The 26,094-nt window shown below is 43.6% G+C and carries 20 protein-coding genes and 3 pseudogenes; 4 read left to right on the top strand and 19 right to left on the bottom strand.

Going from position 1 to position 26,094, the window contains the following annotated elements; all coding sequences use genetic code 11:
* A pseudogene (locus Q8G36_RS24095) lies at positions 1 to 137 on the top strand (IS5/IS1182 family transposase); the annotation flags it as partial.
* A 139-nt stretch (positions 138 to 276) separates the two neighbouring features.
* Here the strand turns inward: Q8G36_RS24095 and Q8G36_RS24090 are convergent.
* The 8 genes and pseudogenes from Q8G36_RS24090 to Q8G36_RS24055 all read right to left on the bottom strand — a co-directional run bounded on the left by Q8G36_RS24090 (position 277) and on the right by Q8G36_RS24055 (position 7,412).
* Positions 277 to 915, bottom strand: a complete 639-nt coding sequence (locus tag Q8G36_RS24090) for a class I SAM-dependent methyltransferase (RefSeq protein ID WP_305162363.1) — start codon at positions 913 to 915, stop codon at positions 277 to 279.
* Between the two features lie 51 nt (positions 916 to 966).
* Positions 967 to 1,114: pseudogene (locus Q8G36_RS24085) on the bottom strand (IS1595 family transposase); the annotation flags it as partial.
* Positions 1,098 to 2,003: an NAD(P)/FAD-dependent oxidoreductase gene (locus Q8G36_RS24080; RefSeq protein WP_305162362.1), complete on the bottom strand. Its 906-nt coding sequence runs from the start codon at positions 2,001 to 2,003 to the stop codon at positions 1,098 to 1,100. The pseudogene Q8G36_RS24085 and the gene Q8G36_RS24080, both read right to left, overlap by 17 nt.
* Positions 2,004 to 2,069: 66 nt before the next feature.
* Entirely contained in the window at positions 2,070 to 2,483 is a 414-nt protein-coding gene (locus tag Q8G36_RS24075) for an Rrf2 family transcriptional regulator (protein WP_305162361.1), read from the bottom strand.
* A gap of 277 nt (positions 2,484 to 2,760) precedes the next feature.
* Entirely contained in the window at positions 2,761 to 4,665 is a 1,905-nt protein-coding gene (locus Q8G36_RS24070; RefSeq protein ID WP_305162360.1) for an endonuclease MutS2, read from the bottom strand.
* 667 nt (positions 4,666 to 5,332) lie between these two features.
* The gene (locus tag Q8G36_RS24065; RefSeq protein ID WP_305162359.1) at positions 5,333 to 5,524 is read right to left on the bottom strand and encodes a hypothetical protein; all 192 of its coding nucleotides are present in this window, start codon (positions 5,522 to 5,524) and stop codon (positions 5,333 to 5,335) included.
* A 16-nt stretch (positions 5,525 to 5,540) separates the two neighbouring features.
* A complete protein-coding gene (locus Q8G36_RS24060) occupies positions 5,541 to 6,605 on the bottom strand; it encodes an ABC transporter ATP-binding protein (protein ID WP_305162358.1) in 1,065 nt (354 codons plus the stop codon).
* A 15-nt stretch (positions 6,606 to 6,620) separates the two neighbouring features.
* Positions 6,621 to 7,412 (bottom strand): annotated as a pseudogene (locus Q8G36_RS24055) (ABC transporter permease).
* 209 nt (positions 7,413 to 7,621) lie between these two features.
* Here Q8G36_RS24055 and Q8G36_RS24050 point away from each other — a divergent pair.
* The 3 genes from Q8G36_RS24050 to Q8G36_RS24040 all read left to right on the top strand — a co-directional run bounded on the left by Q8G36_RS24050 (position 7,622) and on the right by Q8G36_RS24040 (position 10,878).
* On the top strand, positions 7,622 to 9,157 hold the full coding sequence (locus Q8G36_RS24050) for a maltose/glucose-specific PTS transporter subunit IIC (RefSeq protein ID WP_305162357.1): 1,536 nt from the start codon (positions 7,622 to 7,624) through the stop codon (positions 9,155 to 9,157).
* Positions 9,158 to 9,188: 31 nt separating this feature from the next.
* Positions 9,189 to 9,881, top strand: coding sequence for an N-acetylmannosamine-6-phosphate 2-epimerase (locus Q8G36_RS24045; RefSeq protein ID WP_305162356.1), 693 nt, complete (start codon positions 9,189 to 9,191; stop codon positions 9,879 to 9,881).
* A gap of 154 nt (positions 9,882 to 10,035) precedes the next feature.
* Complete coding sequence (locus Q8G36_RS24040) at positions 10,036 to 10,878, top strand: MurR/RpiR family transcriptional regulator (RefSeq protein WP_305162355.1); 843 nt, start codon at positions 10,036 to 10,038, stop codon at positions 10,876 to 10,878.
* A gap of 121 nt (positions 10,879 to 10,999) precedes the next feature.
* Here the strand turns inward: Q8G36_RS24040 and Q8G36_RS24035 are convergent, their stop codons facing one another.
* The 11 genes from Q8G36_RS24035 to Q8G36_RS23985 form a co-directional block, all read right to left on the bottom strand.
* A complete protein-coding gene (locus tag Q8G36_RS24035) occupies positions 11,000 to 11,449 on the bottom strand; it encodes a YfmQ family protein (RefSeq protein ID WP_305162354.1) in 450 nt (149 codons plus the stop codon).
* 208 nt (positions 11,450 to 11,657) lie between these two features.
* Entirely contained in the window at positions 11,658 to 11,852 is a 195-nt protein-coding gene (locus Q8G36_RS24030) for a hypothetical protein (protein WP_305162353.1), read from the bottom strand.
* An 825-nt stretch (positions 11,853 to 12,677) separates the two neighbouring features.
* On the bottom strand, positions 12,678 to 14,108 hold the full coding sequence (locus Q8G36_RS24025) for a PLP-dependent aminotransferase family protein (protein ID WP_305162352.1): 1,431 nt from the start codon (positions 14,106 to 14,108) through the stop codon (positions 12,678 to 12,680).
* A gap of 183 nt (positions 14,109 to 14,291) precedes the next feature.
* Entirely contained in the window at positions 14,292 to 15,860 is a 1,569-nt protein-coding gene (locus Q8G36_RS24020; RefSeq protein ID WP_305162351.1) for a SagB family peptide dehydrogenase, read from the bottom strand.
* Positions 15,861 to 15,883: 23 nt separating this feature from the next.
* A complete protein-coding gene (locus tag Q8G36_RS24015) occupies positions 15,884 to 17,827 on the bottom strand; it encodes a TOMM precursor leader peptide-binding protein (protein ID WP_305162350.1) in 1,944 nt (647 codons plus the stop codon).
* Positions 17,824 to 19,773 (bottom strand): putative thiazole-containing bacteriocin maturation protein, encoded by a 1,950-nt coding sequence (locus Q8G36_RS24010; RefSeq protein ID WP_305162349.1) that lies wholly within the window; start codon positions 19,771 to 19,773, stop codon positions 17,824 to 17,826. Before Q8G36_RS24010 ends, Q8G36_RS24015 begins: the two co-directional genes overlap by 4 nt.
* Before the next feature lie 145 nt (positions 19,774 to 19,918).
* A complete protein-coding gene (locus tag Q8G36_RS24005; RefSeq protein ID WP_305162348.1) occupies positions 19,919 to 20,167 on the bottom strand; it encodes a heterocycloanthracin/sonorensin family bacteriocin in 249 nt (82 codons plus the stop codon).
* Positions 20,168 to 20,482: 315 nt separating this feature from the next.
* Positions 20,483 to 21,778 carry a uracil/xanthine transporter gene (locus tag Q8G36_RS24000; RefSeq protein WP_305162347.1) on the bottom strand — a complete coding sequence of 432 codons (1,296 nt, stop codon included), beginning with the start codon at positions 21,776 to 21,778 and terminating at the stop codon, positions 20,483 to 20,485.
* A gap of 448 nt (positions 21,779 to 22,226) precedes the next feature.
* A complete protein-coding gene (locus Q8G36_RS23995; RefSeq protein WP_305162346.1) occupies positions 22,227 to 23,474 on the bottom strand; it encodes an amidohydrolase in 1,248 nt (415 codons plus the stop codon).
* Positions 23,475 to 23,501: 27 nt separating this feature from the next.
* Positions 23,502 to 24,752: an amidohydrolase gene (locus Q8G36_RS23990; protein WP_305162345.1), complete on the bottom strand. Its 1,251-nt coding sequence runs from the start codon at positions 24,750 to 24,752 to the stop codon at positions 23,502 to 23,504.
* Positions 24,753 to 24,778: 26 nt separating this feature from the next.
* Positions 24,779 to 26,026 carry an amidohydrolase family protein gene (locus Q8G36_RS23985; RefSeq protein ID WP_305162344.1) on the bottom strand — a complete coding sequence of 416 codons (1,248 nt, stop codon included), beginning with the start codon at positions 26,024 to 26,026 and terminating at the stop codon, positions 24,779 to 24,781.
* Positions 26,027 to 26,094: the final 68 nt, after the last annotated feature.

Genomic DNA, 26,094 nt, shown 5'->3' with positions numbered 1-26,094 from the left:
CTTATAAAACACCAGCGATTACAAGCTACCTATTTAACAAAGAAATCATACCGGCTTTACCTTATACACGTCCTCGCACCAAAGAAGGATTTTTCCGCAAACAGGACTATGTATACGATGAACATTTGCATATCCACTAGTTCGCTATCTTCACTTTGTCGGCGGCCGCGAGCAAATAGAAAAGAGTATGTGTTGAAAAATGATTGATCAAAACATGCTCTTTTTATGGATAATAATGCGTAAGCACTTGAAGGCCTTACCTTATCTAGCAATTCACTATCTTGCATATAGTCCTTTTTGACATTTTACCATTATAAATTTAAATGGAGGTTTATTTTCCATATTCTTATGGGGCTCAACAATTTCCGAAAACTCTATCAGTCCATAATTTCCAAATTCCTGTTTTATCGAGTCAGAATCATAAAAAAACATTTTTACTCCTTCCATTATCTCGAAATAATCTTTCCCCAGTTGTTTTCCCTTTCCAAACATTGGGGCTTCTTTTGAAATAGTAGTAAAAATCATATATCCGTTTGGCTTTAACTGATTATAGCAAGCTTTAATAAACTTATCTCTCTCACGATTATTCAATAAGTGAATAAGGGCATAACAAAATATACCATCATAAAGTTTGTTATCAAAAGGCATATCGGTTACTGAACCATGAAAAATATTAAGATTAAGCCCATTTTGCCTTGCCAATTCAATCGCGGTTTTTGAAATCTCAATACCTGTTACATTTATTCCATTGTCAGTAAAAACCTTGGCATTTCTTCCATATCCAATACCAGGAATCAATATATCCTTAACTTTCTTTTCAAGGAAAAAATCCTTTGTCAAGATTGCAGAGTCTGAAGGTTCAAGTCCCCACATCATTTGATTTTCTATAAAACTTGATTCCCAGATTTCCGTCATACTTCAATCTCCTTTACAAATGTTGGCTCTCTTTATTTAAAATCTGCTCTTTTTAGGAGATTTTCTTGGCATTTTAGAAGGTTTTGTACCTCTAAAACTTTCAGCAAAAAATACTTCATCAGCCTCCATAACACCTTCAACAGAAGCCTATGCCAAAAAATACTCTTATGCAGTCAAGGATTTTATGCCTCCAAAAGAAATGCAGCTTCAACTAAATCCATGATGACTCCAGCCGCCGCTTTATTGCCCTCCGCCGCCGCAATCACCAGCTGAGAAGGCGTGCTGAGGGATGTATCTCCGCATGCATATACCCCTTCAACCGTTGTTCGTCCAAATGAATCTACTTTAATCCCGCCGTTCGGAGTGATCTCACAGCCGAGCTGTTCCGCAAAAGGAGCAGACTGCACCAAGTCTGTCACCACAATACCTGCCTCCCTTTTGATTTCCTCTCCGTTTTGCAGCCGGATCGATATCAGCTGCCCTCCTTTCGATTTAAGACCTTCAATCTTTTCTTCCACGACTGTCACGTGCTGCTGAGCCAAGATATCCTTCTCCTCATCAAGTACCTGATAGCCATTTGTAAACACAATTACATCACCGCTCCAGTTTGACAGCAGTTTTCCCATATGAAAAGCCCGTTCATTTTCTGCAATCACCGCCAATTCTTGGCCGCGCATCTCCCAGCCGTCACAGAAAGGACAGCTGAAAACACTCGTTCCGTATACATTCTGTATGCCTGGAATCTCCGGCAAAACATCCCGAAGACCTGTTGCGAGAAGCACTTTTTTTGCCATGTAATCCGTTCCGCCTTTCGTTTGAATTCGGAACACACCACTGGCTTTTTCAATAATCTCCACCCGCTCCTCCTTAATGGAGACGGACGGATATTTTTGGACATCCGTTCTTGCCCGCTTTTTGAACTCTGACGGCTTTACCCCATCCTGTGTGATAAATCCGTGCGACTCCTGCGTCACCCGGTTACGAGGTTTATCCTCATCAAACAAAATTGTTTTCCGTCCAGCACGCCCCATGACCAATGCGGCATTCAGTCCTGCAGGACCTCCGCCAATAATTACACAATCCAACACATGCAACACTCCTTTTTTATAAAATCTATTAAGGACCCTTAATATCCTTAATTTGTGTAAAAAAATTCATTTTTCTTTTTTTGTCTCCTGACTCTGCTCCGCAATGCTTTGAATCGTCCGTCCAGCCAGTTCTTTCTTCATGTTGCCTTCCGCCTCGATCATCACGCGCTCAATTAAACACTCGCTTTCGTCATGGTCAAACGCACAGTTGAAAAGCACCGACTGACCCTCCACCGCTTCAATAACATCCAGAAACGAAATGTCCTGTGCGCGGCGTGAAATACTGTAGCCGCCTTTTGCCCCTGGTACTGATTCAATTAATCCAGCCTTCACAAGCTTCGTCAAAATTTTCGACAAGTACGTCGGAGACAAATCCTGCATACACGCCAGCTGATCCACGCTTACCGTCTGACCTTTTGGTTCCATCGTTAAATGCACCATTGTATGTAGTGCATAATTGGTTGCCTTTGAATACTTCATTGTTGTTGCACCTCATAATTAAAACTATTACAGACTTTTAATATCCGTAATTGATTGTAACTCAAGCTGCAAAAAACCGCAAACTTTTTCACCTCACCTAACAATGATCATACTGCTAAAAAAACAACAGTACGCTCATATTATGTATTCCTTTTTAGAACGAGTATATCCACACGAGAAAGTAATCAAAAAAGTATGAGCCCTGTTCATACAGAACTCATACCTTGCCGATGACGGTTTTTACAACCTCTATATTACAATTTCATTAATCATCAAGTTATTCACCAAGCTTCTTCCGGATATCCGCTGCTACATTCTTTAACGCCTTTTTCGATCCCCGCTCTAAGTCACGGTTCAATTTCCTTTCTTTGTAGCTGACAAATAAAGTATTGAGATCATAGCCTTCAGGATATAAATCGACGGCCTTTATTTCAAGCTCGAGCCTATTGGCATGAACCTCCTTGAAGGTTTCTTCGAAAAGAACGACGACATTATTGTAGGAATCCCTTTTCTTATAAACGATTGCATATCCATTCAGTTCGCTTACCTTCACTTTGTCACCGACTTCATATTCATAAGATGCTTCCTTAGGAACGGCCTCTGGCTTCGCCTTTTTGATTTTACCTTCCTGAACACGCTCCAAGTCGTATTCTTTATTGTCGATATAGAGCTTTGCCTTTTGCAGAACCTTTTCACGAACATTCATTTTTTTGGCTATCCAGAGGGCATTGCTTTCCCCGGATTGACCGATCAACAGCTTATATTTTGGCTCAAGTGTTTCACTGTTGAATTGCATGGCCGCATTCATGAAATCACTGTGTATTTCCGAATAGCGCTTGATTTCACCATAATGGGTGGTCGCAATGGTTATGCAGCCCCTTTGATAAAATTCCTCAAGGATGGCAATCGCTAATGCGGCTCCTTCATTCGGTTCCGTTCCGCTCCCGATTTCATCGAACAGCAGCAAGGAGTTATTGGTTAATGCCCCCATGATTTCCGAGATGTTTTTCATATGCGATGAAAACGTGCTCAGTGCATTTTCAATGCTTTGATTATCACCGATATCGACGAATACCTGATCGAAGATGGCAAGCTCCGTCCCCTCTTTTCCGGCAACATGCAGCCCTGACATGACGGCCAATGTAAGGATGCCGATCGTTTTCAGGACGACCGTTTTTCCCCCGGCATTAGGGCCTGTAATAATCAAGCTGCGATAGTCCTTACCGATTTCAAAATCCAAAGGTACGCTGTCCTGCGGTAATAGGGGGTGTTTACAGCTTTTCAATTTAATATAACCGTGATCATTGATTTTCGGTTCGATGGCATCCATGCTTTTACTGAACTTGGCTTTTGCGAAGATCATGTCATATTGACTGATTAACTCGATGTTTATCTTGATCGGTTTCAGCTGTTCGAAAACCGTTCCGGATAATGTGGCCAAAAGTTGATACTCTTCCATCGATTCCTCCGCTTTTAAACTGGCCAATTCAACGTTCAATTTCGTTACAGAGGCAGGTTCAATGAACACGGTAGCCCCTTTTGCAGATACTTCCACGATCGTTCCGGCCACTTGGTTTTTATAGGAGGCTTTGATCGGGATGGTGTAGCGATCATCCTTTTTACTGATGAAAAATTCCTGTATGAACTCTTTATTGGCTCCGCTCTTCAAGAACTTATTCAGCCGTTCCTCTATTTTACTTTCTGTCTTGATGATTTGGTTCCTGATCCGTTTCAGATCCTTGCTGGCTTCGGAAACAACAGCATTTCCTTTTATGGTGAATTGGATTTCTTCTTCAATGCTCCTGAATTCAGTCATGGAGCGGGCGTAGGAATGCAGTGTTGGTGCAAAGAACTCTTTATCGGTCATGAATTTCTTGATATTCCTGCAGCCTCTTAAGAAGTCCGCTATCGCCACTAACTCTGCCGGCTCCAAAATCATTCCTTTTTCCAGTTTGTCGATATGGAGTCCAATATGTGAAATGCCTTTTAAGGGAATATGACTTTCCGCATTCAGTAAGTTCCTTGCCTCAGTTGTCTCGTTCAAACGATTTTTAACGACATTCAAACGGCTGCTCGGCTTAAGCTGATCCAATAACGCTTTTCCTAAACCGCTTACGCAATGGTTTTTCACCATTTCCTTGAGTTGGGTATATTGTAATTTTTCATAAGTCATTGTATTCATCTAATGATCCTCCTTGAATGAGTGAGTGATTAAATTTCCCGAATCCAAAAAATGCCCGCAATGGTCCCCCTACCTTTACAAATGAACAAGCCATTTGAGTAGAAAGCTCCTGCGGGCATCGGCCTTATCTTATAGATAAGTACCTAAAATCGATAACAAATTGGGCAGCTCGAATAGACCTGCGTACACAAAAAAGCATGATAGGACAAATCCCACCATGCTTTTCGCCGTAACACCTGCATGTTACACGATTTATGGAAAAGGAAGCAGTCTTAAGGTAGGTATTCACAATGCAGAGTTGCACTGTGAAAAAAGGCATACTTAATCCACTGACCAATCAGTGATTAAATACCTTATTCAACTAAATTAGTTGATACCTACTCCCGACATAAAACACCACACCTTTTCTTAGATTGGAATTAACATACCATATCAGTAAGAAAGAGTCAATTCATTTTTCCCATTTTGGGCTATCCTTCGAATCTATTCATGTAAAACAAAAATGGATATTGACTTTATCAGCCGTAATGCTTCAGTAACTCCCTCTTCAGTATCTGAATATTCACTTTAAAATCCGGGTGTGTTCCTTATATTAACAAAAACTAAAAACAGCCTCATGCGCTAACATGAGGCTGACAACTAGCAAGAGTGGTTGATCACAACTAACTTAATTAATTGTCAGAAGAAGAACCATTGCCATCTTGGGAGGATGAGTGGTTCTTTTTCCGTTTCTCGAAGGCATCCAATTCCCGTTCTCCAATATAATAGAACTTTCCATCCTTGATGGCTGCATTCCCTTTAATCTTTTTAAATAGCTGTTAAACACGTAGATATCTCTTACAAGCATATCCATTCGCATAACTTACCCTCCTAAGCTAGTCAACAAGCACCATCTGGTTTCTCGGAATTTCAAGGATGATTTCCTGACCCGTCCGATAAGATTCCGCCATTTCCTTGTTCACAGTGAAATCCCCTATTGGGGTTTCAACGACATATTGATAGCTTCTTCCCAGATAGGTACTTACCTTAACTCGGCCAGATAAGCTATTTTCCTGGACAGCTCCAGTGTTATCTTTTTCCCTGATCAACAGATCGTCCGGCCTGATGGCGCCTATTTTTCCCGTTGAATTGGTCATCTGTGCATCCTTGTGCAGCACAAATGAGTATCCAGATTTGTTCAGTTCAATTTTACCTTCATGATCTGTCCGCTTATCGAAGTCAATGAAGTTCTTGAAGCCGATGAAGTCTGCGACAAATTTGGTTTCAGGATATTTGTAAATGGTCGCAGGGTCACTAAGCTGCTCGATGACCCCTTTATTCATGATCGCCACCTGGTCGGATATCGAAAAGCATTCTTCCTGGTCATGGGAAACATATACCGTTGTAATTCCCAGCTCTTGTTGGATACGGCGAATCTCGACTCTCATATTCTCCCTCAAGTTGGCATCAAGATTACTCAATGGCTCGTCAAATAATAGGATGTCCGGTTCAATCACCAGCGCCCTGGCAATCGCAACCCGCTGCTTTTGCCCCCCGGAAAGCTCTTGGGGATATCTCTTTTCAAATCCTTTTAAATTAACGATTTCGAGCACATTCATTACTTTTTTTTCAATTTCACTTTTAGAGTTCTTTCTCAGACGGAGACCGAATGCAATATTATCGAATATCGACAAATGCGGAAATAATGCATAGTTTTGGAACACAAAGCCGAAGTTCCGCTTGTTGACGGGCACTTTCGTATAGTCCTTTTCCTTGAATAAAAACTTCCCTTCGTTCGCCTGTAAAAACCCGGCAATGAAACGCAGGGTCGTCGTTTTCCCACAGCCGCTCGGGCCAAGAAGGGATACCAGTTTCCCTTTTTCAATCTCGAGAGTGAAATCTTTTAATATATTCTGTTTGTTATATGCTACTGATATATCTTGTAAAGTGAATAAAGCCATCCATCATTACCTCCTTTATCGTTTTGTGTAATAAGACAATCCCATGAGCCGTTCTACTATAAACATGAAGAAAGCCGTTATGAACATGAGCAATACGGAAATGGCCGAAATGGTAGGTTCGAAGTAGTTCTCTACATACGTCAGCATCTGAATCGGAAACGTACTTACCCCAGGTCCTGTCATATAAACTGAAATGTCTACATTATTGAAGGATTCCAAGAAGGCGATCATGACTGCCGCTAGAATTCCTGATTTTATATTCGGAAGGACGATTGTAAAGAATGTGCCCAATTTACTGGCTCCGAGACTCTCTGCCGCTTCTTCAATGGAAAAGCCAAAGTTTGATAAGCTTGAAGAAATCATACGGATGATGAACGGCAGCATGATAACAGTATGTCCCACAAACAGAGCCGCATAAATCGGAAGCTGATAAGTCCCCACAATCTAACGTAAAAACGCAAAGCCCAGCACAATTCCCGGTATTAATATTGGAGAAACGAAAAATGCATTAATCACGCTTTTTCCTTTGAAATCAAATCGGCTTAATGCATAGGCAGCCGGCACTCCCAGTAACAATGCCAAAAGGTTGCCTGCCATTGAAACAAGGATGGACGTTTTAAAAGCGACCCAAAACATTTCCACATTAAAAATATTTTCGTACCATCTTAAAGAAAGAAAACTCTTCTGGCGGGAACTTCAGAATATTTCCGCCTTCAAATGACGTAACGGATATGATAAGTAAAGGCCCTGGTAAAAAAGGAACACCAGGAGAGTAAACAGGGCCAATCCTCGATTTTTTTCCTGCATACACCTCTACCCCTTTGGATTTAATTTTTTTGCCAAACCATTCATGATATTATTGAAAACTTTTTCAGAGAAATAAGCGCAAGATTGAAAACAATTGATATAACCTTGCATCGTATTGAAAACGCTATCATCCGGATTTAATATAGCTAGTAGAGATCAATTAAAAATAGAGAGTATCAAAAGGCTCGTTAAATAAGGGAGGAACTTTTATGAAGAAAGCTTTTGAGAAAGCGCAGCAATTCGGTAAATCATTTATGCTCCCGATTGCCGTTTTGCCAGCAGCAGGTTTATTGCTGGGAATTGGCGGTGCTCTTTCTAATCCAAATACAGTTGAGGCCTATCCTTTTTTAGACTTTGCTTGGCTGCAGGCCATTTTCACGATCATGAGTTCTGCAGGAAACATCGTATTCGGCAACTTGCCGGTTATTTTTGCCGTAGGTGTTGCAGTAGGATTGGCACGGTCGGATAAAGGGACCGCTGCACTGGCAGCCATGATTGGCTATTTCGTCATGAACAGTTCAATAAATGCACTGCTTCAAATAAACGGGGAACTTGCCAAAGAGAATTTGGCAGGTGCCGGACAAGGAATGGCGGTCGGGATCCAAACACTGGAGACTGGAGTGTTTGGCGGTATCGTAGTAGGTATCGTTGCTGCACTTTTGCACAATAAATATAATAAAATTCAGCTCCCGCAAGTGTTAGGTTTTTTCGGTGGTTCACGTTTCATTCCCATCATCGTTTCCTTCGCGTCCATCTTGGTTGGAGCCGTGCTTTTTATCGTATGGCCTTATTTCCAACTTTTCATAAACCAATTAGGTGCGCTGGTAACGAGTACAGGTACGATCGGGACTTTCTTTTACGGATTCATATTACGGATGCTCGGGCCGTTAGGGTTACACCATATTTTCTACCTTCCCTTCTGGCAAACCGCTTTAGGCGGAACGATGGAGATTAAAGGGCAGATTGTAAGCGGGACCCAGAATATCTTCTTTGCGCAACTGGCAGATCCAACTACTGTTAAGTACTATGAGGGTGTTTCCCGGTTCATGTCCGGACGGTTCATCACGATGATGTTTGGTTTACCTGGCGCGGCGTTGGCCATTTATCACTGCGCTAAACCTAAAAATAAGAAAGTCGTGGCCGGTTTGCTTCTTTCAGCTGCCTTAACCTCTTTCTTAACAGGCATCACCGAACCGCTTGAATTCAGTTTCTTATTTGTCGCCCCGATCCTTTATGTTTTTCATGCCTTATTTGACGGGCTTGCCTTCATGATGGCAGATATATTCAATATCACGATCGGTCAAACCTTTTCTGGAGGATTTATTGATTTTACTTTATTCGGGATACTCCAGGGTATCAGTAAAACAAACTGGGTTTATGTACTTCTCGTCGGCATTCCATGGTTCTTCCTATACTACTTCACTTTTAAATTCTTGATCAGGAAAAAGAATTTGAAAGTGGTCGGCCGTGAAGATGATGAACAGGCCGCTGTTACACAAGTAACGGCATCAGAGAGAACCCAGACCATCGTTAATGGATTAGGCGGACAGGAAAATATCGATATAGTCGATTGCTGTGCAACCCGTCTGCGTGTCACGGTAAAGGATGAATCATTGGTGAAAGAGGACGTCATTAAACAAACCGGTTCAAAAGGCGTCGTAAAAAAAGGAAATGGCATTCAAATAGTTTACGGTCCCCAAGTAACGATCATCAAAAATGAAGTAGAAGAATACTTGGGTCATTGAGAACATAGATAACGATAAGGACGTGTTAAACATGCAACAGGTGCTGGATCAAATTCACAAAGGCTTAATTGTATCATGTCAAGCATTGGAGAATGAGCCGCTGCACAGCTCTTTTATTATGGGACGCATGGCCATTGCTGCCAAAGAAGGCGGTGCGAAGTGCATTCGCGCAAACTCTGTAGCTGACATAATGGAAATCAAGAAAAATGTGGACCTTCCAGTCATAGGGATCATTAAAAAGGTGTATGGACAAAACGATGTCTATATCACTCCCACCATGGCCGAAATTGATGCATTGATGGAAACCAAAGCGGAAATCATTGCGACGGATGCTACAGCCCGGGTAAGACCGGACGGTAAAACGTTAAAACAGTTTTATGGTGAAATACGAGCAAAATATCCGGATGTTTTACTAATGGCGGATGTATCCACCATTGAGGAAGCCATATTCGCTGACGAATTGGGATTCGATATTGTAGCGCCCACTCTATACGGCTATACGAACGAAACGTTTGGCCATAAAATATATCAGGATGATTATGCTGTGCTCAAAGAAATAGTAAAAGCAGTGAAAAAAGCGAAAGTGATCGCTGAAGGAAATGTCATAACACCAGAAATCGCTCGCTCTGTATTGGATATGAATGTCCATGCAGTAGTAGTGGGCGGTGCCATTACCAGACCGCAGCAAATCACTAAAAGATTCGTGGATGCCATCCAAGAATAGAAAATTGCACATAGTAATGAAAAGACCCAGACTGGAAACAGTTTGGGTCTTTTTTTTTCGATTCATATTCCTGTTTCCGTTCCTCCGGTTATTGACGTCCCTAATGGATACATTAAACTATGAATACATATAAGAAATTGAAATGGGTGATCACATGGAATATCTAGCAGAAAACCTCATATATGGCATAGAGTGCAGCATGGACAAGTTCACCAAAACAGAGGAAGAATTGGCCCATTATATTCTGCAGCGCCCTGAAGAAGTAAGTCAGTTGACGATCAGTCAAATAGCTAAAAAGCTTCATATTTCACCTGCAACCATTACGCGTTTCTGCCAGAAATTAGCCTTTTCTGGGTTTAATGAGTTCAGGCATGAGTTAAAAAGGTTCGTCGATCTCCGAAATACGCCGAAAAACATGAAGAACATCAAGCAGGTGGATTATTTCGCTAAACTGTATCAAGATCACTTAGGTATCATCGATAATACCTTTCATATAACGACATATGACAATATCCAAAAAGCTGTCTCTTTCCTTACACAGGCAAATAAGATACATGTATATGGAATAGGGAGTTCAGGTATAGCGGCCCAGGAGTTCAAGTCCAAGTTCTTTCGTATCGGCTTAACTGTCGAAGCCATTACAGACCCCCATCAGTCCATGATGGATGCAGCTTTAAGTAACGAGAATAGTGTTGTCATCGGCATTTCCATTTCCGGAACGACGAAAGAAGTGATTTCTGCAGTTAAAATCGCAAAGAAGCAAGGTTCGCGCATTTTGATCTTTACTGGAGATAAGAATTCCGAGCTCGCACAGCTTGGCGATCTATCGCTATTGGTCACGAGCAAGAACAGCATGCATATGGGACAAAACATCTCTCCATTGCTTCCGCTCTTATTACTTTTTGATTTAATATATACAGAGTTGGTTGCTAAAGATTATAAAAACAGGATAAGCATCAGGGAAAAGACTTTAAAGGTATTAACCGAGAACGACTGACTTTCGGCATCTGAAAGTTATCAGTTTGCTTATATAGCTGAACCTGCGCGATGGTCCTTTTCGTTATTCTTCATAAAAAAAACTGCATCTCCAATTGGAGTGCAGTTCACTTTTATTCCTTTTAAACTAAATTCCTTATTACAGGCATGGAACGTTCTTGAAGGCTCTCGGAAAGAAGACTATACGCAACTACTTTATTCTTGTACTGTTTGACTACATCCACATGGTCGTTGTAAATGTACACATATAATCTAACATCGTTTTTTCCTCTTTTTACATCAATTATAATGGGAGTCCCACTGTTCTCTGGATGTAAAAACAATTTCTCGTTCCCAGGAAATATATGATTTTTTTTCAAAAACTTAGCTTCGTTAAAATAATTAAGCACTTGAATTTTATCTTCACCTTCCAAACGTTTTCCATCAAAGGTCACGATTGCATCCGCGTCACTAATTTCTGCATGTATTTTAAATTTACTCATAATCCAATTCACGGCATCGGTTGGAAGACAGGTAACTAATAATTTAAGCAAACTTAAGATAATTGTCAAAATCAATACAGGCCATGTCATATTTGATCATCTCCGCTACACTAATATTTAATGATTCATCTATATATTTTTCATTAATAATTATGTCGAAAGGATTGTTCACTCAGCTTACAAAGGTATTGTTTCAAGGTATCGATCAGATTCATTTCGTTCATATTTTGCCACATTTGTGAACAAATTCACATTTCCATTCGTTTTGATAGACTATTATATATTCATTCACGGTATCTTAGGCTGATTTTATTACGAAGTAGATGATGCCCACAGTTAATACTAGGGCGAGACCCATATAAATATAACTAAGATTCAACAAATTCCCTCTCGTAGCTGCAGAATAATCACTATCACTCTTCCCCGTTAATGAAAGGGTACCAACCAGAGCAACTAAACTAATGGCTACTACTAATATTACACTTATCGTCATGATTCAACGCCTCCCAATATTATTATCTATTTCCTTGAACCATAAAATCATTCCGATTCTCATCGCATTTCGCAGTTTACTACATAAAGAGATCGCAAAATTACATGTAGATCGCTCTTTGTGTTTACTGAGTAAATATATTAGTAAAACCCTTCCCCTCTATAATAAAAGAACAACCAATTTTAGGACCATCCAATCAAGTGAAATTTCAACCATCCACTTGTTGAATTCTCTCGTTAATATCCATAGAAAAGCGCAAAGCGCCACTGAAGAAATCCCTAAGATACCACGGATTGCAGGAACTAATGCCTAACTTGTATCCACAAAAAAGACCTTCAACCCCTCGGATATGGTTACAATTTTTAGATGTCGATTTCCACTTCAGGCACTCGCTTTCCGCGGGCGGTCCGGGAGCCTCCTCGGCGCTCGCCTGCGGGGTCTCCCTTCGACGCGCTTTTCCCGCAGGAGTCTCGTACCTTACGTTCCAATCAACTTTGTTTTAAAATCATGGTTCGATATGGTCTCATCCTGAACCATGATTTTAAAGAAGACCTGGTTATCCTTCATGTTTTTTTACTTTTTATATGGAGAAACCCTCATTAGTTTGAAGAAATTTGCGACACTCCTGCCGAATTACTGGCTAGCCTAGACACCACAGGCGCTTGCTTTGATGCGGCTTGGCAGACAGTCAGCGGAAAGGGAGCGGATTTCTGAAATCAACGGAACTTTTTAATTAAAAAACTGCAGGCAAACCGAACAAGTTTGTCTACAGTCTGGAATCATGGAATCATCATGACTCTTTCTTGTGAATATCCAAGCATATGATTATAAACTTTTTACCGCCTCTGCAAACCTCTTGATGCCTTCGTGAATGGAACCCTCATTTTCCCTTCCAAAAGTAAAACGTACGTATTCCCTATTTGTACCTAGCGTTGAACCCGGAACGTATATGACTCCCCTTTTGATAGATTCCTCCAGTAACTTTATTTCGTTCAATGGCACTTTCAGCTTACACCACAAATGAATTCCGCCATTTGGCGAATAATAATCAACTTTTTTTGGCAGGAATTGTTGAAGACTCGAAACCATTGCATCCCTTCTTTTTTCCAGCTGCTCCCTTAAGCCGGCAATATGGGCAGGAAAATACTCTGAATCCAAAAAATCGTTTGCTATCCATTGAGTGAATGAGCCATGACCGAAGTCAACCTGCTGCTTAGCATCCGATAGTCTATCTATGACTGATTTCGGTCCAATAATCCACCCAATTCTTAAACCGGAAGCAACAATTTTTGACAAAGAGCTTATATATAAAACATTTCCGTTGTTGTCCATCGATTTAAGAGTGGAAATTTCTTCCCCGGCAAAGGAAGTTAAACTATAAGGATCGTCTTCTATGACCGGTATTCCATATTCGGATGAAAGTTCAAGAATCCTTTTACGGCGGTTGATATGAAGGACAGTTCCTGTAGGATTTTGAAATATAGGGTTCAAAAAAATCATCCTGATCCGATGTTTTTTATGGAGTTCCAGTAATTCCTCTGGGTTGATGCCATCTTTATCAACTGGCAAAGGAAAAATTCTTAGACCCGCGGATTGAAAGATGGGAAGGTTGTAACTATATGATGGATCTTCCAATACAACGGCATCCCCTGGCTTTAACAAGCATTGGACCACCAGATGCAGGGCTTGCTGTGCACCAGAAGTAATGAGTATAGAAGATGGATCCGTGTCAATTCTCCTATACTGTTTAACATGATTGGTTATCGTTTCCCTTAAAACCGCATTGCCTTGAGGGTGATCATAACCTAAGCTACCAATGAAGGACCTATTGGAAATGATTTCACGTAAGGACTGGACTGGAAATAAGTCTTCTGAAAGCTCCCCACTAGCTAAGTTAATAAGGTTATGCCCTTCCGTCACTTTACGTATTCTTTGGGTTACAGGCATATTGGGCAAAAAAGAACCCGCTTCGATATATCTATTCCAACTAGGGATACGTTTTCGGGTAATTCCCCAGATATCCTTGCTGATCATTGTTCCGCTTCCTTTTTTTCGTTCAACCATCCCATTTGCTTCCAATTCATCATAAGCCGCAACAACTGTGCTCCTGTTAACTCCCAGTTCACTTGCCAAGAAGCGTTCAGACGGCAGCGGCTTATCCAATAAAAATGTTCCATCAGCAATGCCACTCTCGATGTAAGCTGCTATTTGTTTATATAAAGGCTTCTTGGATTTTCTGTCCGTTTTCCATTCCATAAGCTACATCCTTTAAAATGTTTAGTTAAAATTATTAACTTTATATACTTATTCATTCCCAAAAGTAGTAAAACCTCTTATTTCAGTATAATCTTCAGCAGAGATTATTGCACTCTGCCGTACTACAAAATAAAAACGAAAGCCTCCATCTCAAATGAAATGGAGGCTTTCGTTTCATCTTCTTCAACTATGCAGGCTCCCCTTCAGCCAAGGGCGATTTCGATAGTGTCCGATCGGGATTTGGATCAGGCTCGTTTTCCTTTGCGGACCGCCTATCTTATAAATTTCATCACACATATTCACATCAAAGCCGAGCAGCGGGTGCCCGTTCATTCCGAGGGCTGACGACGCCAGCAGTAATTTCTGAACGAGCATCCCCGCCTCCATTTGCTGGATGCGGTATCCTCTATACCCAAGTTGCGTTTTGGAATGATCCCGCTCACCAACTACATGTATGCAGATCGGCACTTGCTGAAAATTCATGATATCGAGGGACATTCCGTATTGCAATCGGAGCCGATGATCTCCTGATTGTATCTGACGTAATGAATGTGTCGTGCTGTCATAATGGTATGCACCATCTTGAATGTCTTCCACATTATACAAACAAGCATATAAGGAAACACGATGTTCGCTGTTCTTGTTTGTTCCATACAAGTCATTTCGATAGGAGAACGAAGCGGTTGCCTCCTGCAGGAGAGCAGCCAGTTGCCATTGACTGATTTTCCCGAGTGCGAAGTCCATTTCAGGTGAAAATCGCTTCCGGCAAACTGATGCCAAATCATAGGACAACCGCTTTACGATAGGAAGGGCTACAATATGTCCTTCGGATTCTTCCCGATTCTTTGGATGGATCCGCCGGAATGATTGGGTGGATCCGATCATGGATGCTTCATTCATTTTAGTTAACATCGGAAATTCCCTGATTCTTTGCGACCGAACATAGTGTACAGGCTGAATATCCTTCAATTCCCTGCATAATTCCGTTGAAGTGACAGGTCGATCCATACTCCTTTCTTCTTTAAATCTAAAAGAAGGTTCTGCCGATAAGGGGATCACCGCATACGTGCTCTCTTCCTCTTCCGAAAGCCCGAGCAGATGATTGATGGCCCGATCAAGGAATTGGAAGCACACCCCGGCGGCGATTCCAAACCGTTTCGCCACTTCGAGCAACTGTCCAAGAAGCACGCCTGCATCCAGACCTTGCAGACGGTATGAAAAGTTATTATATTTGTAGAAGTTTTTCCAAAACATCGTCGATACAAAAACCGTGCCCAAGCATGCGGACATATCAATGGTTCCACCAAGAGCCTTTGTTACATATGAATCAAAATTCCCTTCCCGCAGCAAAACCAACCGGTGGTGTGCCGCATCATAATGGTATACGCCAGCAGGTAATCCCTCCATCTTCAAGTACACGTACAATTCGCTTGGATACAAAGCTCCCCCTGATGGCGGAAAACGCCGGAATGACTGCATGAGGTCCTCAGATTCCGAGGAACTCGGTACCTGACTGACTTGGGTCAGGCCATATGCATACCAGAGGAAATGACCGATTCCTTCGAGGTCCTGCTTTGAAGGCCCACTGCCCCCCTCGAGCGTCAGCGGCACCTCCAGTGATAGTGGAAAAACAGGCAAGTTACGGTAAAGCTTATACGTTAGCGGTGCATCATCCCAATCCACTTCCCAATCCGGCGGACTTGCCTTTTCGATATCAAAATGCAAATTGTGCAAAAATGCCTCTAGACTCATCCTCCAACCTCCTAAGTCACCGCTTATGGAAAAGGATGCGGATGCGGATTGAGCTGTTCGAAATCAAGCGGCCGTTCAGCATATCCAAGTTCCATCGGAACCCTCAGTATTCTCTCAAGCCCCGTTATGCGGGTAAGATGATGGCCGAATGTCATCGGCAGCATCCCCGGGATCAGCACTTTCACGCAATGTAATCCATTCCGTGCAATTTCCGGTGTTGTCTGATCGACCACAATCACCTCGAGTTGCAATCGGCGAAACTCCTGAAGGATTTTCTGCAAATCTTCCGTCAAGTCCGGATGGTTCATCTTTTCCCCGTATTCTTCAGCGAATGTTCGCATCGGGCGGTCATCATCCAGCAGGAACTGCAGTCGCTCTTCGGCTTGCGGTAAACCGTACAGCATTCCATGATCATCCATTTTCCGTACCAGTGAGGAATCATGCAGCATTTTCTCAACCTCATCCCGGTTCTCTTCCAATTTATCGTCAAGTGTCAGCATCATGCCAGCCAACTCGAAGACCGCGCTTTTCACAGCCCGGACCGGGTCCAGATGGGCCCCTGCCGCACAGATGATATTCAATCCTTTTTGTTTCCTGTTTTTGGCCAGCGCCCATACGCTCGGTATACCATGTTCCATTGTCGAATTAAACAAATGGATATCATATCCCGCTGCCGCCCTCGCCCTGTCAATCATCAGCTCAAGTTCTTTGTCATTTGCAGAATAAGGGTCAAGACGTGTGAGGGGCAGCTGCGCATACCAGGTCAGCAGAAACGAATCACGTTCGACCACTTCCATGATGCCGTAGAAAATGGCCTCCTCCAAACTTCCCCCTAAAGCACAGCCATTGGAAGTTTCATAGACAAATCCATGACCGCAGCCCAAGCTGTAATAGGAAAGCAATTCCGGGACCAAGATCGGCCGCTCTTGCAAAAATGAGTGGCCCCACACCCAATCTATCGAGCGGTCAGGATTAAACGGTTGAAATGGGAAATCATGCTGTGCATAATTTCCCTTCGAGTGTACCCCTATCCTGATGGGATCGAGCGCAGAATCTTTCAGGTTGTTGTAGCTATCATGTATGACTGTCCGTTTACCACGGGGCTCCATTCCGCAATATCTTTCCAAACCCTCCAATATGGCAGTCATCTCACTGACCGCATATGAGAGGGTACGGCCTGCCGCCCCCTCATCTCCTATGAATAAAGGCAAATTAACACTTACATCGGCAAATGGCGGCACAAGGTCTATCATTTTATTATTCAAGAAACCTGTGCGGTGGTCCAAGTAATCCTTGGCCAGAACTTCATTCAGCTCCTCCATTGAACGGGTCCGGTAACTGTCGGGACTGATTTTCGGACTTGGCTGCAACGAAATCCTGGCACGCTCCTTCGAGTCATCAGGTAATGTGGAGCAAACCTGACACAATGGATCTGGTAAAAATGAGTGCCACGAACCATTCAGCGTTTTCAGGTTGATTAAAGATACATGCCCTTCCGAACGGGCGCGCTCTCCTTTCATCGCCTTCCTTACCTCTGCACAAATCAAGTGGGCCATCTGTAAAAGGCCTGTGCGGGATGCCGCCGCATCACGCTCTATCCCCCCATTTTCTTGCAGCTGTTGGCGGATTCCCCACATTTCTTTTCGATCACGCCCGGCCATGAGATGCCTTTGGTCCGCACACTGTGAGCAGCCAGGAACACCCGGGCGCACCAACGGACCTACCACTCCCTCTCCAAATGATACGAACCCCCGCAGCCACGGAATGCCCGCTTGCCTTATCACCTCTTCCGCCTTTAAATGGACAGCGGGATTCCAAGCATCTTGCAGCAGAAGGACCATAGCCGTCGTTTGCGGGATTCCTGCCTCGAAATCGGTTTGGCGATTCACCTGATATTGGCCGGACAGGTCCCCATGAACATGGTCGGCCAACACTCCTTCACCGACAACCAATACGTCAGTTTTCACCCGGATTCCTCCTCTCGCAAAAACACCCCAAACACTCCTGCAATTTCTTCCTTCAAGAAAGGTTCCAGATTTAATTCGAAAACACAGATTCGCTTACTATTCTTCTTCAAGACTTGAATGGCAGACTGTACTAATTCGGAATTCCCTTTCACCCCGCACGAAGGAATCACAAGATTCAGGGGCATCTTTTCTTCCTCAAGAACAGGCGATGCCACTAAACCTGGAGCTGTGAGGCAAACGGTCTGGTTTTGAACTTTCATGACAGCCTTTTGCAACGCATTCCGTAATGCGATCGTTACATTCAAACCGACAGCGCCGGACCAGCCGTCGCTCGTTCCTGCCCAAACTACCGGGAAACCTGACACTTCCTCACCCAACGCGATGATCGGATCTCCTTGTAGCCGCGTCAGCGCTTGTAAATAATACCTGCAGCGCTCATCTTCCACCTGAGCCAACTGCACCGTCACAAGTTTCTCCTGGTTGAACCGCTTATTGCCAAACTCTGTATCCAAACTGCTTTGCAAACCACGGCAAACACATTCAGCAAATGTTTCCCCTGCCCCGACACCGATTGATTCCTTTATTTCGTCTGCCCCCTGAAGCGGAGGAAGAGTCGCAACGAGCTGGCTGAGTGTTCGGGATACATATGCTTCAACTCCTGTAAGACCGGTTTCCCTCCTCGCTTCCTCATGCGTCAGATCTGAACGGATAATTTCGGGGAGTAGTTCGGCCGGACCGGACGACAGCGGATCAACAACCTGAACACGGCATTGAGCCAACGGCAGCTGTTTTAAATCTCCCTCATCCCATCTATGAAAGATTCCGGATTCCGATGATGTCAACCGACTGAAATACATAAACACCTTCCCCGGCTCACTCGGGTCCGATTTCTGTTCGAGCCGCTGATCAAAATCTTCAATCCAGGCAGCTGTCCCTTTTCCCGTCACCCCCGGGTGGGGAATGAACGGATGCCATTTTCCCTCCAATGTATCCAGATCCAACAGATAAAATTGATTGGCTTGTTCTGCTGTCGTAACGCCTGTAGTGTCTTTAAACCATTCGAATACCATTATATTGGCTAACATCGCTCCGGCTGTGGCGGAAAAAGATGATGGTGCCTGATTCTTTTCCAGCTCGGCTTGATGTAAACGATGCCACGCTGACTCCCAACATCCCTTGGAATCCGGATGGACAAGCGGACCAGCCATGCCTACTTGATTGATGATCAATGCAGGAAACAGGATCTTTTTCCTTTGCCTGCAAACCGAATGAAGGTCTCTTAATTCCTCTATATCACCCTCCTGTGACACATATAATATCGAATCAAAAGGCCGCACGATCTCCTGCCATTCAATCTCTGCTCCCTTTTCAAGCACGACCTCCTCTATGACAACCTCGTTGTCCGTCTTACGCGCATGTGCCACGATTTCATTCAACCTTTTTCTATTGGTCGGTACCGTGTCCGTAATGAAGATATGGAATGCGGGCAATCCGGATTCAATCAGTGAGGACACCAATGAAAGGAACAATGGACCAGAGCCTATTGCCAACGCCTTTTTCTTTCGATAAGCTTCAAAACGGTGAGCCCCGGAATCGCCGCAACTTTCCAGGAACTCAATTTGCGAAGCATACCTTTCAAGAACTTGATTCCTTAATTGGTGAGGACTGTCCTGACTTACATCCCGAATAAACCCATTACGGTACAAAACCTCGGCGATTTCCATCACCCTGTTCCGGTATGGGCCAGGCAATCCATCGGTCAACTCGCTTAATGTATGGTTCCCGTTGAACATCGGTAATAACTTTTCAATCCACTGGACGATCGTGCTGCCCTCCATACGGAACGAACTTATGTTATTCCTGAAATACACACCTCTGTTTGGTTCCGGAAGAAAAAACGTATCCCTTTTCACTTTTAAACGCATAGAAGGGGTCAAATTCACCATTCCGCTCCTCCTAACCCGAAGCATTCTAAGTACTGCTATTAGCACTTCACATTAATTCTATGTACGACAATTTGTCTCTTATGTCTAATACAATAAAGAAAAGTCCCTGCTGCACCGCAGGGACTTTTCTTTAGAACCTGAAACCTTAACGGCCGCAACGTCCGCAACGTCCGCATCCACCACAACGACCGCATCCACCACAACGGCCACAGCGACCGCAACCAAAGCAACCAAAGCACAAGAAACAGCCAAAACAACCAAAGCAACCACCCACACCAATGAATTGTCGAGACGAATCATCCAAATTGTACTGGTTTTGTTCCCACGGAACTGGCTGAGTTACCTGGAAATCATCGACATTCAGGTTTTGCAATTGATTTTGAAACTCATTCATTTATATAACCTCCATGTATTATTTATAAGGTAATGCTTGGAATAGAAGGGAAGCCGTAACGAAATGGTCAGGGAATGAACACCACATCAAATACTCCCTCCAACAAAATATGTCAGGGGAGTGGGTATTGCCACTGATTAAAACGCCTAATTTCACATTAAAAGATAAATGAAAAACAGAAAACCAAAAGATTAACACCCTTCCGGTTTTCATGATCGCCTCTTAAATTGAGTCATTAAAAGTCACTTGGCATTTTCGTTTTCCTTATTTCAATGGGAGGACCCTTTATGTATGGCCATTACTTTCGGAATCACATTAGTTCTGCAATTGTTCATAACGATTCCAGTTTACCGATTTTTCCAGCACGATTGATATCAATACGCCCATTATGAGCCCATTCGTCAAAAAGGGCTGTAAAAGCGTGGGAACGTTCGAAAATGCATGAGGCAGGATGTTCATCAAACTCACTCCAATCAATACTGGTACGGCAAGCCTGAATATCGTGTCTGAAGTGAAATGCTGACCCTTGACGCTGTTGAAAGCCGTACCGAACAGCTGAAGGTAAGCAACGAACAATACTGCATTCCCGACTGTTATCGGCATCGTGGCCAGGAAAGAGATGAAAGGAGGAATGAGCCCAATTATGGCCAATAACATGCCTCCAAGTAAGAAGGGCCTCCGCTCATATATTTGAGTGCTCTGCAAAAACCCGATGGATGAAGTAAAAGGTGTATACGGAACAAGGCCAAGCAACGGAGCGAGAATGGTAAAACCGCCAGTCATGAATAAAGAATTTCGATACTGCTTGTGTTCAGCTTCATCACCGATTAATTCCGATGCAGCCTGAATGGAAGCGAACGTGTTGCACAAATTCAATAATCCTGCAAAAAAGGAAATCGCTATTATCCCGAATTCAAGGTTTGGAGCACCTAATGGGAAAAATGAAAAAGCGGCACCCGTCGATCCCATTTCTCCCCCGGCCTCCGGAAATAGCAGCTCGTAAAAAATCCATCCCACTATAATCCCGATCAATATGGAGAAATTGCTTATGGTCCTTGGTCCTTTTATCTTTAATATACTTACTAAAAGTACAATCCCCACTGATAGGAAACTGACCGGGATGTTAATTTCCCCATTCTCCGTAATCCCCAGCATCCCCTTAAAAAAGACAAAAATGAGCTGGAACGTCAGAAGGAATAAATAAACCGTCATGACCATGGGAGTGAAAATCTTCTGGACATAAGAAATCAGGTTGAAGGCAGAAATAATGAGGGTCACGACACCAGCTGCAATGAGGCCAGTAGCAATTCCCCCTCCTATCTCAGCATAACCGAGCCCTATGGATGGTGCAGATAACCCTAAATTCAACATCACTCCCCATAATAGACCTGAGTGACCTTCCATAAGTGGATACTTATGCCCCTTCCACCCCTGAAACACGCAAGCGATCCCGGTGAAAATGAGCGAGCTTCTCATGGTCATTTCCGTAACATTGGGAGGAAGATCAAAAGCTGCGCCAATCGATATTGGCACTACCACTGTATTTGCAAAAATAAAAAACAACCATTGAAAAGAAGAAAATAGAGTCACAGAAGATCTCCAACTTTTCATAGATTCCATCTCCTTTGAACATGATACTTTTCAAGCTCATGGTGAATTTCAATTGCCCTTCCCTTTAACAAAGGAGATAGGACAACATCATGCTAATAAACGCGGTCCCCGGATGGTCTGCTGCCATTGCTGGACTCACGATCAATGTTATATGACCTTTGCAGACGCATGCGAAATGATAATGTTACCATTAATAGTAACAAAGACTGCGGCTCCCTGCTAATTTGTCGGCTTGACTCTGCAAGGCAAATGGACAAGCGGAAGCCAGCCCGTTTAAAGTATATCGGGCAATGGCGATAGGACATGGGAGGGCTAACCAATATAGCCCCCAAAAAAATCACTTCCAGTATAACATAAGTAAGTAAAAGTACACGGAAGCGGACGCCGTTCAAAACCCAAAACGAAAAAGGAAATCCGGAAGTATCCAGAGATCCTTTTTGGTTTGTTCTTACTGTTCAATTGACTGCTTTTGTTTATATAGTGAACCGGAAACTACATTCCCCTTGTATATGACCGCTTTACGTTCAGAACGCCTGGCAACTGCCTCGGCAGAACAGCTTGCGTCAATTAACACCAGACTTGCAGCATCCCCCGCTTTCGGCCATGCCTGGTTACCCTTTTCATCCAATGGGATTTTTCCGCCAGTTATATACCCGAGTGTTCGGGAAAGTGAGACTTCATCAATCCATTTGAAACGTTCTGCCAACCTTCCTGCTCTCTCCAAGATGTCACCATTCCCAAGAGGTGACCATACATCAAAGATATTATCATTGCCGACTGATACTTCAACCCCTCTTTCATGTAATAAATCAACAGGGGGCATCTGCCTGTTAATAGGGACACTGGTGACGATGGAAATACCCGCATCCCTAAGAATGTCAGCCAGATCATAGGCTTCTTCCTTGGATACGTCCCCGATACCGAACGCATGGCTTAATGCTACCCTGCCTTCCCAGCCCGCTTGCTTGGTCAGAGCTGCCAAACGTTTCATGGTGAACGTGCCCAGATGGCCTGGATCATGTAAATGCAAGTCCACATCAGCGTTCGCTTCCACTGCTAAATCCAGCAATTGAACCAGCGATGCTTCAATATTGTTATCGACTGTGGCTGGATCCACCGCCCCGACGATTCCTGCTCCGTTTCGCAATGCCTCCCTGACAAGCTTGACAGAACCGGACCGCAACAATCCGTGCTGCGCAAATGCGACTATTTCTGAACTAAGTCTATTAGAATAGCCAGCAAGCGCCTGTTGTACTTGCTCTAAGTTTTGTAATCCCACTTCCGGATAGATATCGACATGAGTCCGAATATGTGCAGAGCCAGAAGCTAAAAGGATTTCCAGTAAAGATTCTGCACGTTTACATGTGCTTGTTGCAATGGAAGGCAGAACCCTCTTCTCATTTTCAAAGCGTTCAATGACACTTGAAGAAGGAGTGCATGCTCTCCAAACATCCCCCATCAGTGTCTTATCAAGATGAACATGCTTTTCAATGAAGGATGGTAACGCCAGCAATCCTTTTGCATCTTCCACTGGTAAATCATCAAGTATGGCTTCCCCATCTTTGACAATCTTCGTGATCCTTCCATCCTCCATCAACAGATGAAATAGCCCGGTCAACGTTCCTGTAACTCTTTCATTCTCTTTCCGGTAACCACATTCCAAACGAACATTCCTTAACCAATAGATTGTATTCATGATCTTCATCCCTTCTTGAAATAGACTTCATTTCGAATTCAAGGCAGATTCGCGATCGAGTCCGCCGTAAACCAGATTCCCATTGACCATGACCGCAGCTCGTGTCGATCTCCTGGCAACTGCCTCGGCAGCACATGATGCATCAACAAAAACCATACTTGCGTCATTTCCCACTTTCGGCCATAGACGATTTCCTTCAGGGTCCAGTGTCTTGACCCCGCCTGTAATGAATTGGAGCGATTGAGACAATGCATACTCGTCCTTCCAGTTGTACCTCTCGGCCAATCGGCCTGTCTTTTCCAGCATATCGCCTGTACCGAATGGGGACCAGGAGTCATAAAAGCCATCGCATCCGAGAGCAACATGGACACCTTTTTCATGCAGTGAATCAATCGGGGGAATGACCCGGTTGATCGGAACTGTAGACATGACGGCTATCCCCAGGTTTGATAATTCACTGGCCACTTCATTTGATTCCCCTATTGAAACATCACCCAGTGCAAAAGCATGACTGACAGCGGCTCTGTTTTTCCACCCCGCTTCATCGATCAAAGAAGCCAGCTTCTTGATCGTATATAAACCAAGATGACCGGGATCATGTATATGAATATCAATATCTGCATCAAATTCAACAGCCAGATCGACCATTTCATATAGGGAAGTTTCTATATTATTATCCACTCCGCCAGGATCCAAGCCGCCCACTAAGGACGCCCCTTCTTTCATCGCTTGTCTCATCAACCCTTTTGAATTCGTTCTTAGCAGTCCATGCTGCGGGAAAGACACGATCTCGTATGTCATTTTCCCTTTGAAACTACTTAGCGCCTGTTGAATTTCTTCCAAGTTCTTCATACCGATGTATGGATCGATGTTAACATGCGTCCTTACATGCGTTGCCCCGCCGCTTAACAATAGCTGAAGCATCCGTTCGGCCCGGAGCCGCCCGGTTTCAGCCAGTTCAGCAAGCTCTTTTGCTTCCAACTTTAAGCGTTCCATTAAATTCGGAACCGGAGTGCATGATTTCCATGGCAGTCCTAAATAGGTCTTGTCAAGATGATTATGCATCTCTTTAAAAGGCGGAAGTGCAAGCAGCTTTCCCGCGTTGTGAACGGGACCATCCGTTTTCAAAGGCATACTTGAAGCCAATCGCAATTCCTTTATGATCCCATTTTTTATATACAAGTTGTATGTAGCTGTCTTTGTCCGATCCATTCGTTCATTCCCAAAAACAAATCCACTATCAAGTGTAACGTTTGTAAGCCAGTATGCTTCATTCATCAAATCACTCTCTTTATATAGAAAGATTAAACACCTGTCGTCTCAAAAGATGAAATAGATCCACTAACAACGTTGCCCCTAAAGATGACAGCGGCACGCTTTGCCCTTCTAGCCACCGCTTCCGCTGAACAGCTGGCTTCAAGCAAAACGATATTCGCCTCATCCCCGACATTAGGCCATGACTTGACCCCTTCTTGGTTTAATGGGGTCTTCCCTCCTGTTATGAATTGCAGGCTTTTCGCTAAGGAACGTTCATCAATCATGCGAAACCTCTCTGCAAGGCGACCGGCTTTTTCCAGATTGTCCCCGATGCCAAAGGGTGTCCAATGATCAGTGATGCTGTCATTACCCAATTCCACTTTCACCCCTTTTTCATGAAGCAGGGGGATGGGGATCGTTCTGAAGATGGGCACTGTGGATGTAATAGATATTCCTGTTTCCGAAAACCTTTCGGCTATACCCGTTGCCTCTGGGACTGAAAGATCTGCCAAACCGCTGGCGTGGCTAACCGTAACCCTTCCTTGCCAGCCTGCTTCTTCTGTCAGTGAAGCAAGGCGCTGCATGGTGAAGAGTCCAAGCTGATCCGGATCATGCAGATGAACATCGATATCGGAGTTGTATTCAACCGCGATATCCATGATCGTTTCAAGTGACCGTTCTATGTTTTCATCAATGGTAGCGGGGTCCACTCCTCCTACCAGATTCGCCCCATTCTTCATGGCCTCCCTTATTAAACCAACGGAATTGCTGCGTAATAGTCCATGCTGTGGGAATGCGACGATTTCATATGTCAATTTATCCTTATATCCTTCCAGTGCCTGAATGGTGGCTTCTAAGTTTTTCAGTCCTATAACGGGGTCAATGTTGCAATGTGTACGTATATGAGTAGATCCGAAGTCCAATAATAAATCCAGCATTTTCCCTGCTCTTACTTTAGCTGTAGGCAATAATTCGGGCAGTAAGACCTGCTCTTCCTCTATCCGGGTTTTCACGCCATTAATGGCAGGCATGCAAGCCTTCCACGGACCGCCATAGTACGTTTTATCAATGTGGATATGCATTTCCTTAAACGAGGGGACCATCAGAAGACCGTGAACATCATGCTGCGGATCCTGATCCGTTATCGATTCCTTTGCCGATAAAATGGAGGATATTTTTCCATTTTCAATCTTGATGTGGTAATTGCCGGTTTCAGTGCCGGTGATCGTTTCATTTTCATTATAAGTAAAACCATTTTCCAAGCGTACATTCGTTAACCAATATGATTGAGACATTAAACTCACCCTTCCATCCCAGATTGAACAAGCATCACTTTCATTATAGTTTTAAAGATCAACGAATA

It is taken from the genome of Peribacillus frigoritolerans (assembly GCF_030676415.1).
Classification (GTDB): domain Bacteria; phylum Bacillota; class Bacilli; order Bacillales; family DSM-1321; genus Peribacillus; species Peribacillus frigoritolerans_A.
The sequence above is the reverse complement of the archived record's forward strand: the minus strand, read 5'-3'. Positions and strand labels throughout refer to the sequence as shown.

What these genes read in the sequence shown, in the direction of transcription:
- Q8G36_RS24065 (WP_305162359.1), bottom strand. Translation starts at nt 5,524, where the DNA reads ATGCGAATGGATATGCTTGTAAGAGATATCTACGTGTTTAACAGCTAT.
- Q8G36_RS24050 (WP_305162357.1), top strand. Translation starts at nt 7,622, where the DNA reads ATGAAGAAAGCTTTTGAGAAAGCGCAGCAATTCGGTAAATCATTTATG.
- Q8G36_RS24025 (WP_305162352.1), bottom strand. Translation starts at nt 14,108, where the DNA reads ATGGAATGGAAAACGGACAGAAAATCCAAGAAGCCTTTATATAAACAA.
- Q8G36_RS23995 (WP_305162346.1), bottom strand. Translation starts at nt 23,474, where the DNA reads ATGAATACAATCTATTGGTTAAGGAATGTTCGTTTGGAATGTGGTTAC.
- Q8G36_RS24045 (WP_305162356.1), top strand. Translation starts at nt 9,189, where the DNA reads ATGCAACAGGTGCTGGATCAAATTCACAAAGGCTTAATTGTATCATGT.
- Q8G36_RS24020 (WP_305162351.1), bottom strand. Translation starts at nt 15,860, where the DNA reads ATGAGTCTAGAGGCATTTTTGCACAATTTGCATTTTGATATCGAAAAG.
- Q8G36_RS24040 (WP_305162355.1), top strand. Translation starts at nt 10,036, where the DNA reads ATGGAATATCTAGCAGAAAACCTCATATATGGCATAGAGTGCAGCATG.
- Q8G36_RS24000 (WP_305162347.1), bottom strand. Translation starts at nt 21,778, where the DNA reads ATGAAAAGTTGGAGATCTTCTGTGACTCTATTTTCTTCTTTTCAATGG.
- Q8G36_RS23990 (WP_305162345.1), bottom strand. Translation starts at nt 24,752, where the DNA reads ATGAATGAAGCATACTGGCTTACAAACGTTACACTTGATAGTGGATTT.
- Q8G36_RS24090 (WP_305162363.1), bottom strand. Translation starts at nt 915, where the DNA reads ATGACGGAAATCTGGGAATCAAGTTTTATAGAAAATCAAATGATGTGG.
- Q8G36_RS24035 (WP_305162354.1), bottom strand. Translation starts at nt 11,449, where the DNA reads ATGACATGGCCTGTATTGATTTTGACAATTATCTTAAGTTTGCTTAAA.
- Q8G36_RS24010 (WP_305162349.1), bottom strand. Translation starts at nt 19,773, where the DNA reads ATGGTGAATTTGACCCCTTCTATGCGTTTAAAAGTGAAAAGGGATACG.
- Q8G36_RS24070 (WP_305162360.1), bottom strand. Translation starts at nt 4,665, where the DNA reads ATGAATACAATGACTTATGAAAAATTACAATATACCCAACTCAAGGAA.
- Q8G36_RS24030 (WP_305162353.1), bottom strand. Translation starts at nt 11,852, where the DNA reads ATGACGATAAGTGTAATATTAGTAGTAGCCATTAGTTTAGTTGCTCTG.
- Q8G36_RS24075 (WP_305162361.1), bottom strand. Translation starts at nt 2,483, where the DNA reads ATGAAGTATTCAAAGGCAACCAATTATGCACTACATACAATGGTGCAT.
- Q8G36_RS23985 (WP_305162344.1), bottom strand. Translation starts at nt 26,026, where the DNA reads ATGTCTCAATCATATTGGTTAACGAATGTACGCTTGGAAAATGGTTTT.
- Q8G36_RS24005 (WP_305162348.1), bottom strand. Translation starts at nt 20,167, where the DNA reads ATGAATGAGTTTCAAAATCAATTGCAAAACCTGAATGTCGATGATTTC.
- Q8G36_RS24060 (WP_305162358.1), bottom strand. Translation starts at nt 6,605, where the DNA reads ATGGCTTTATTCACTTTACAAGATATATCAGTAGCATATAACAAACAG.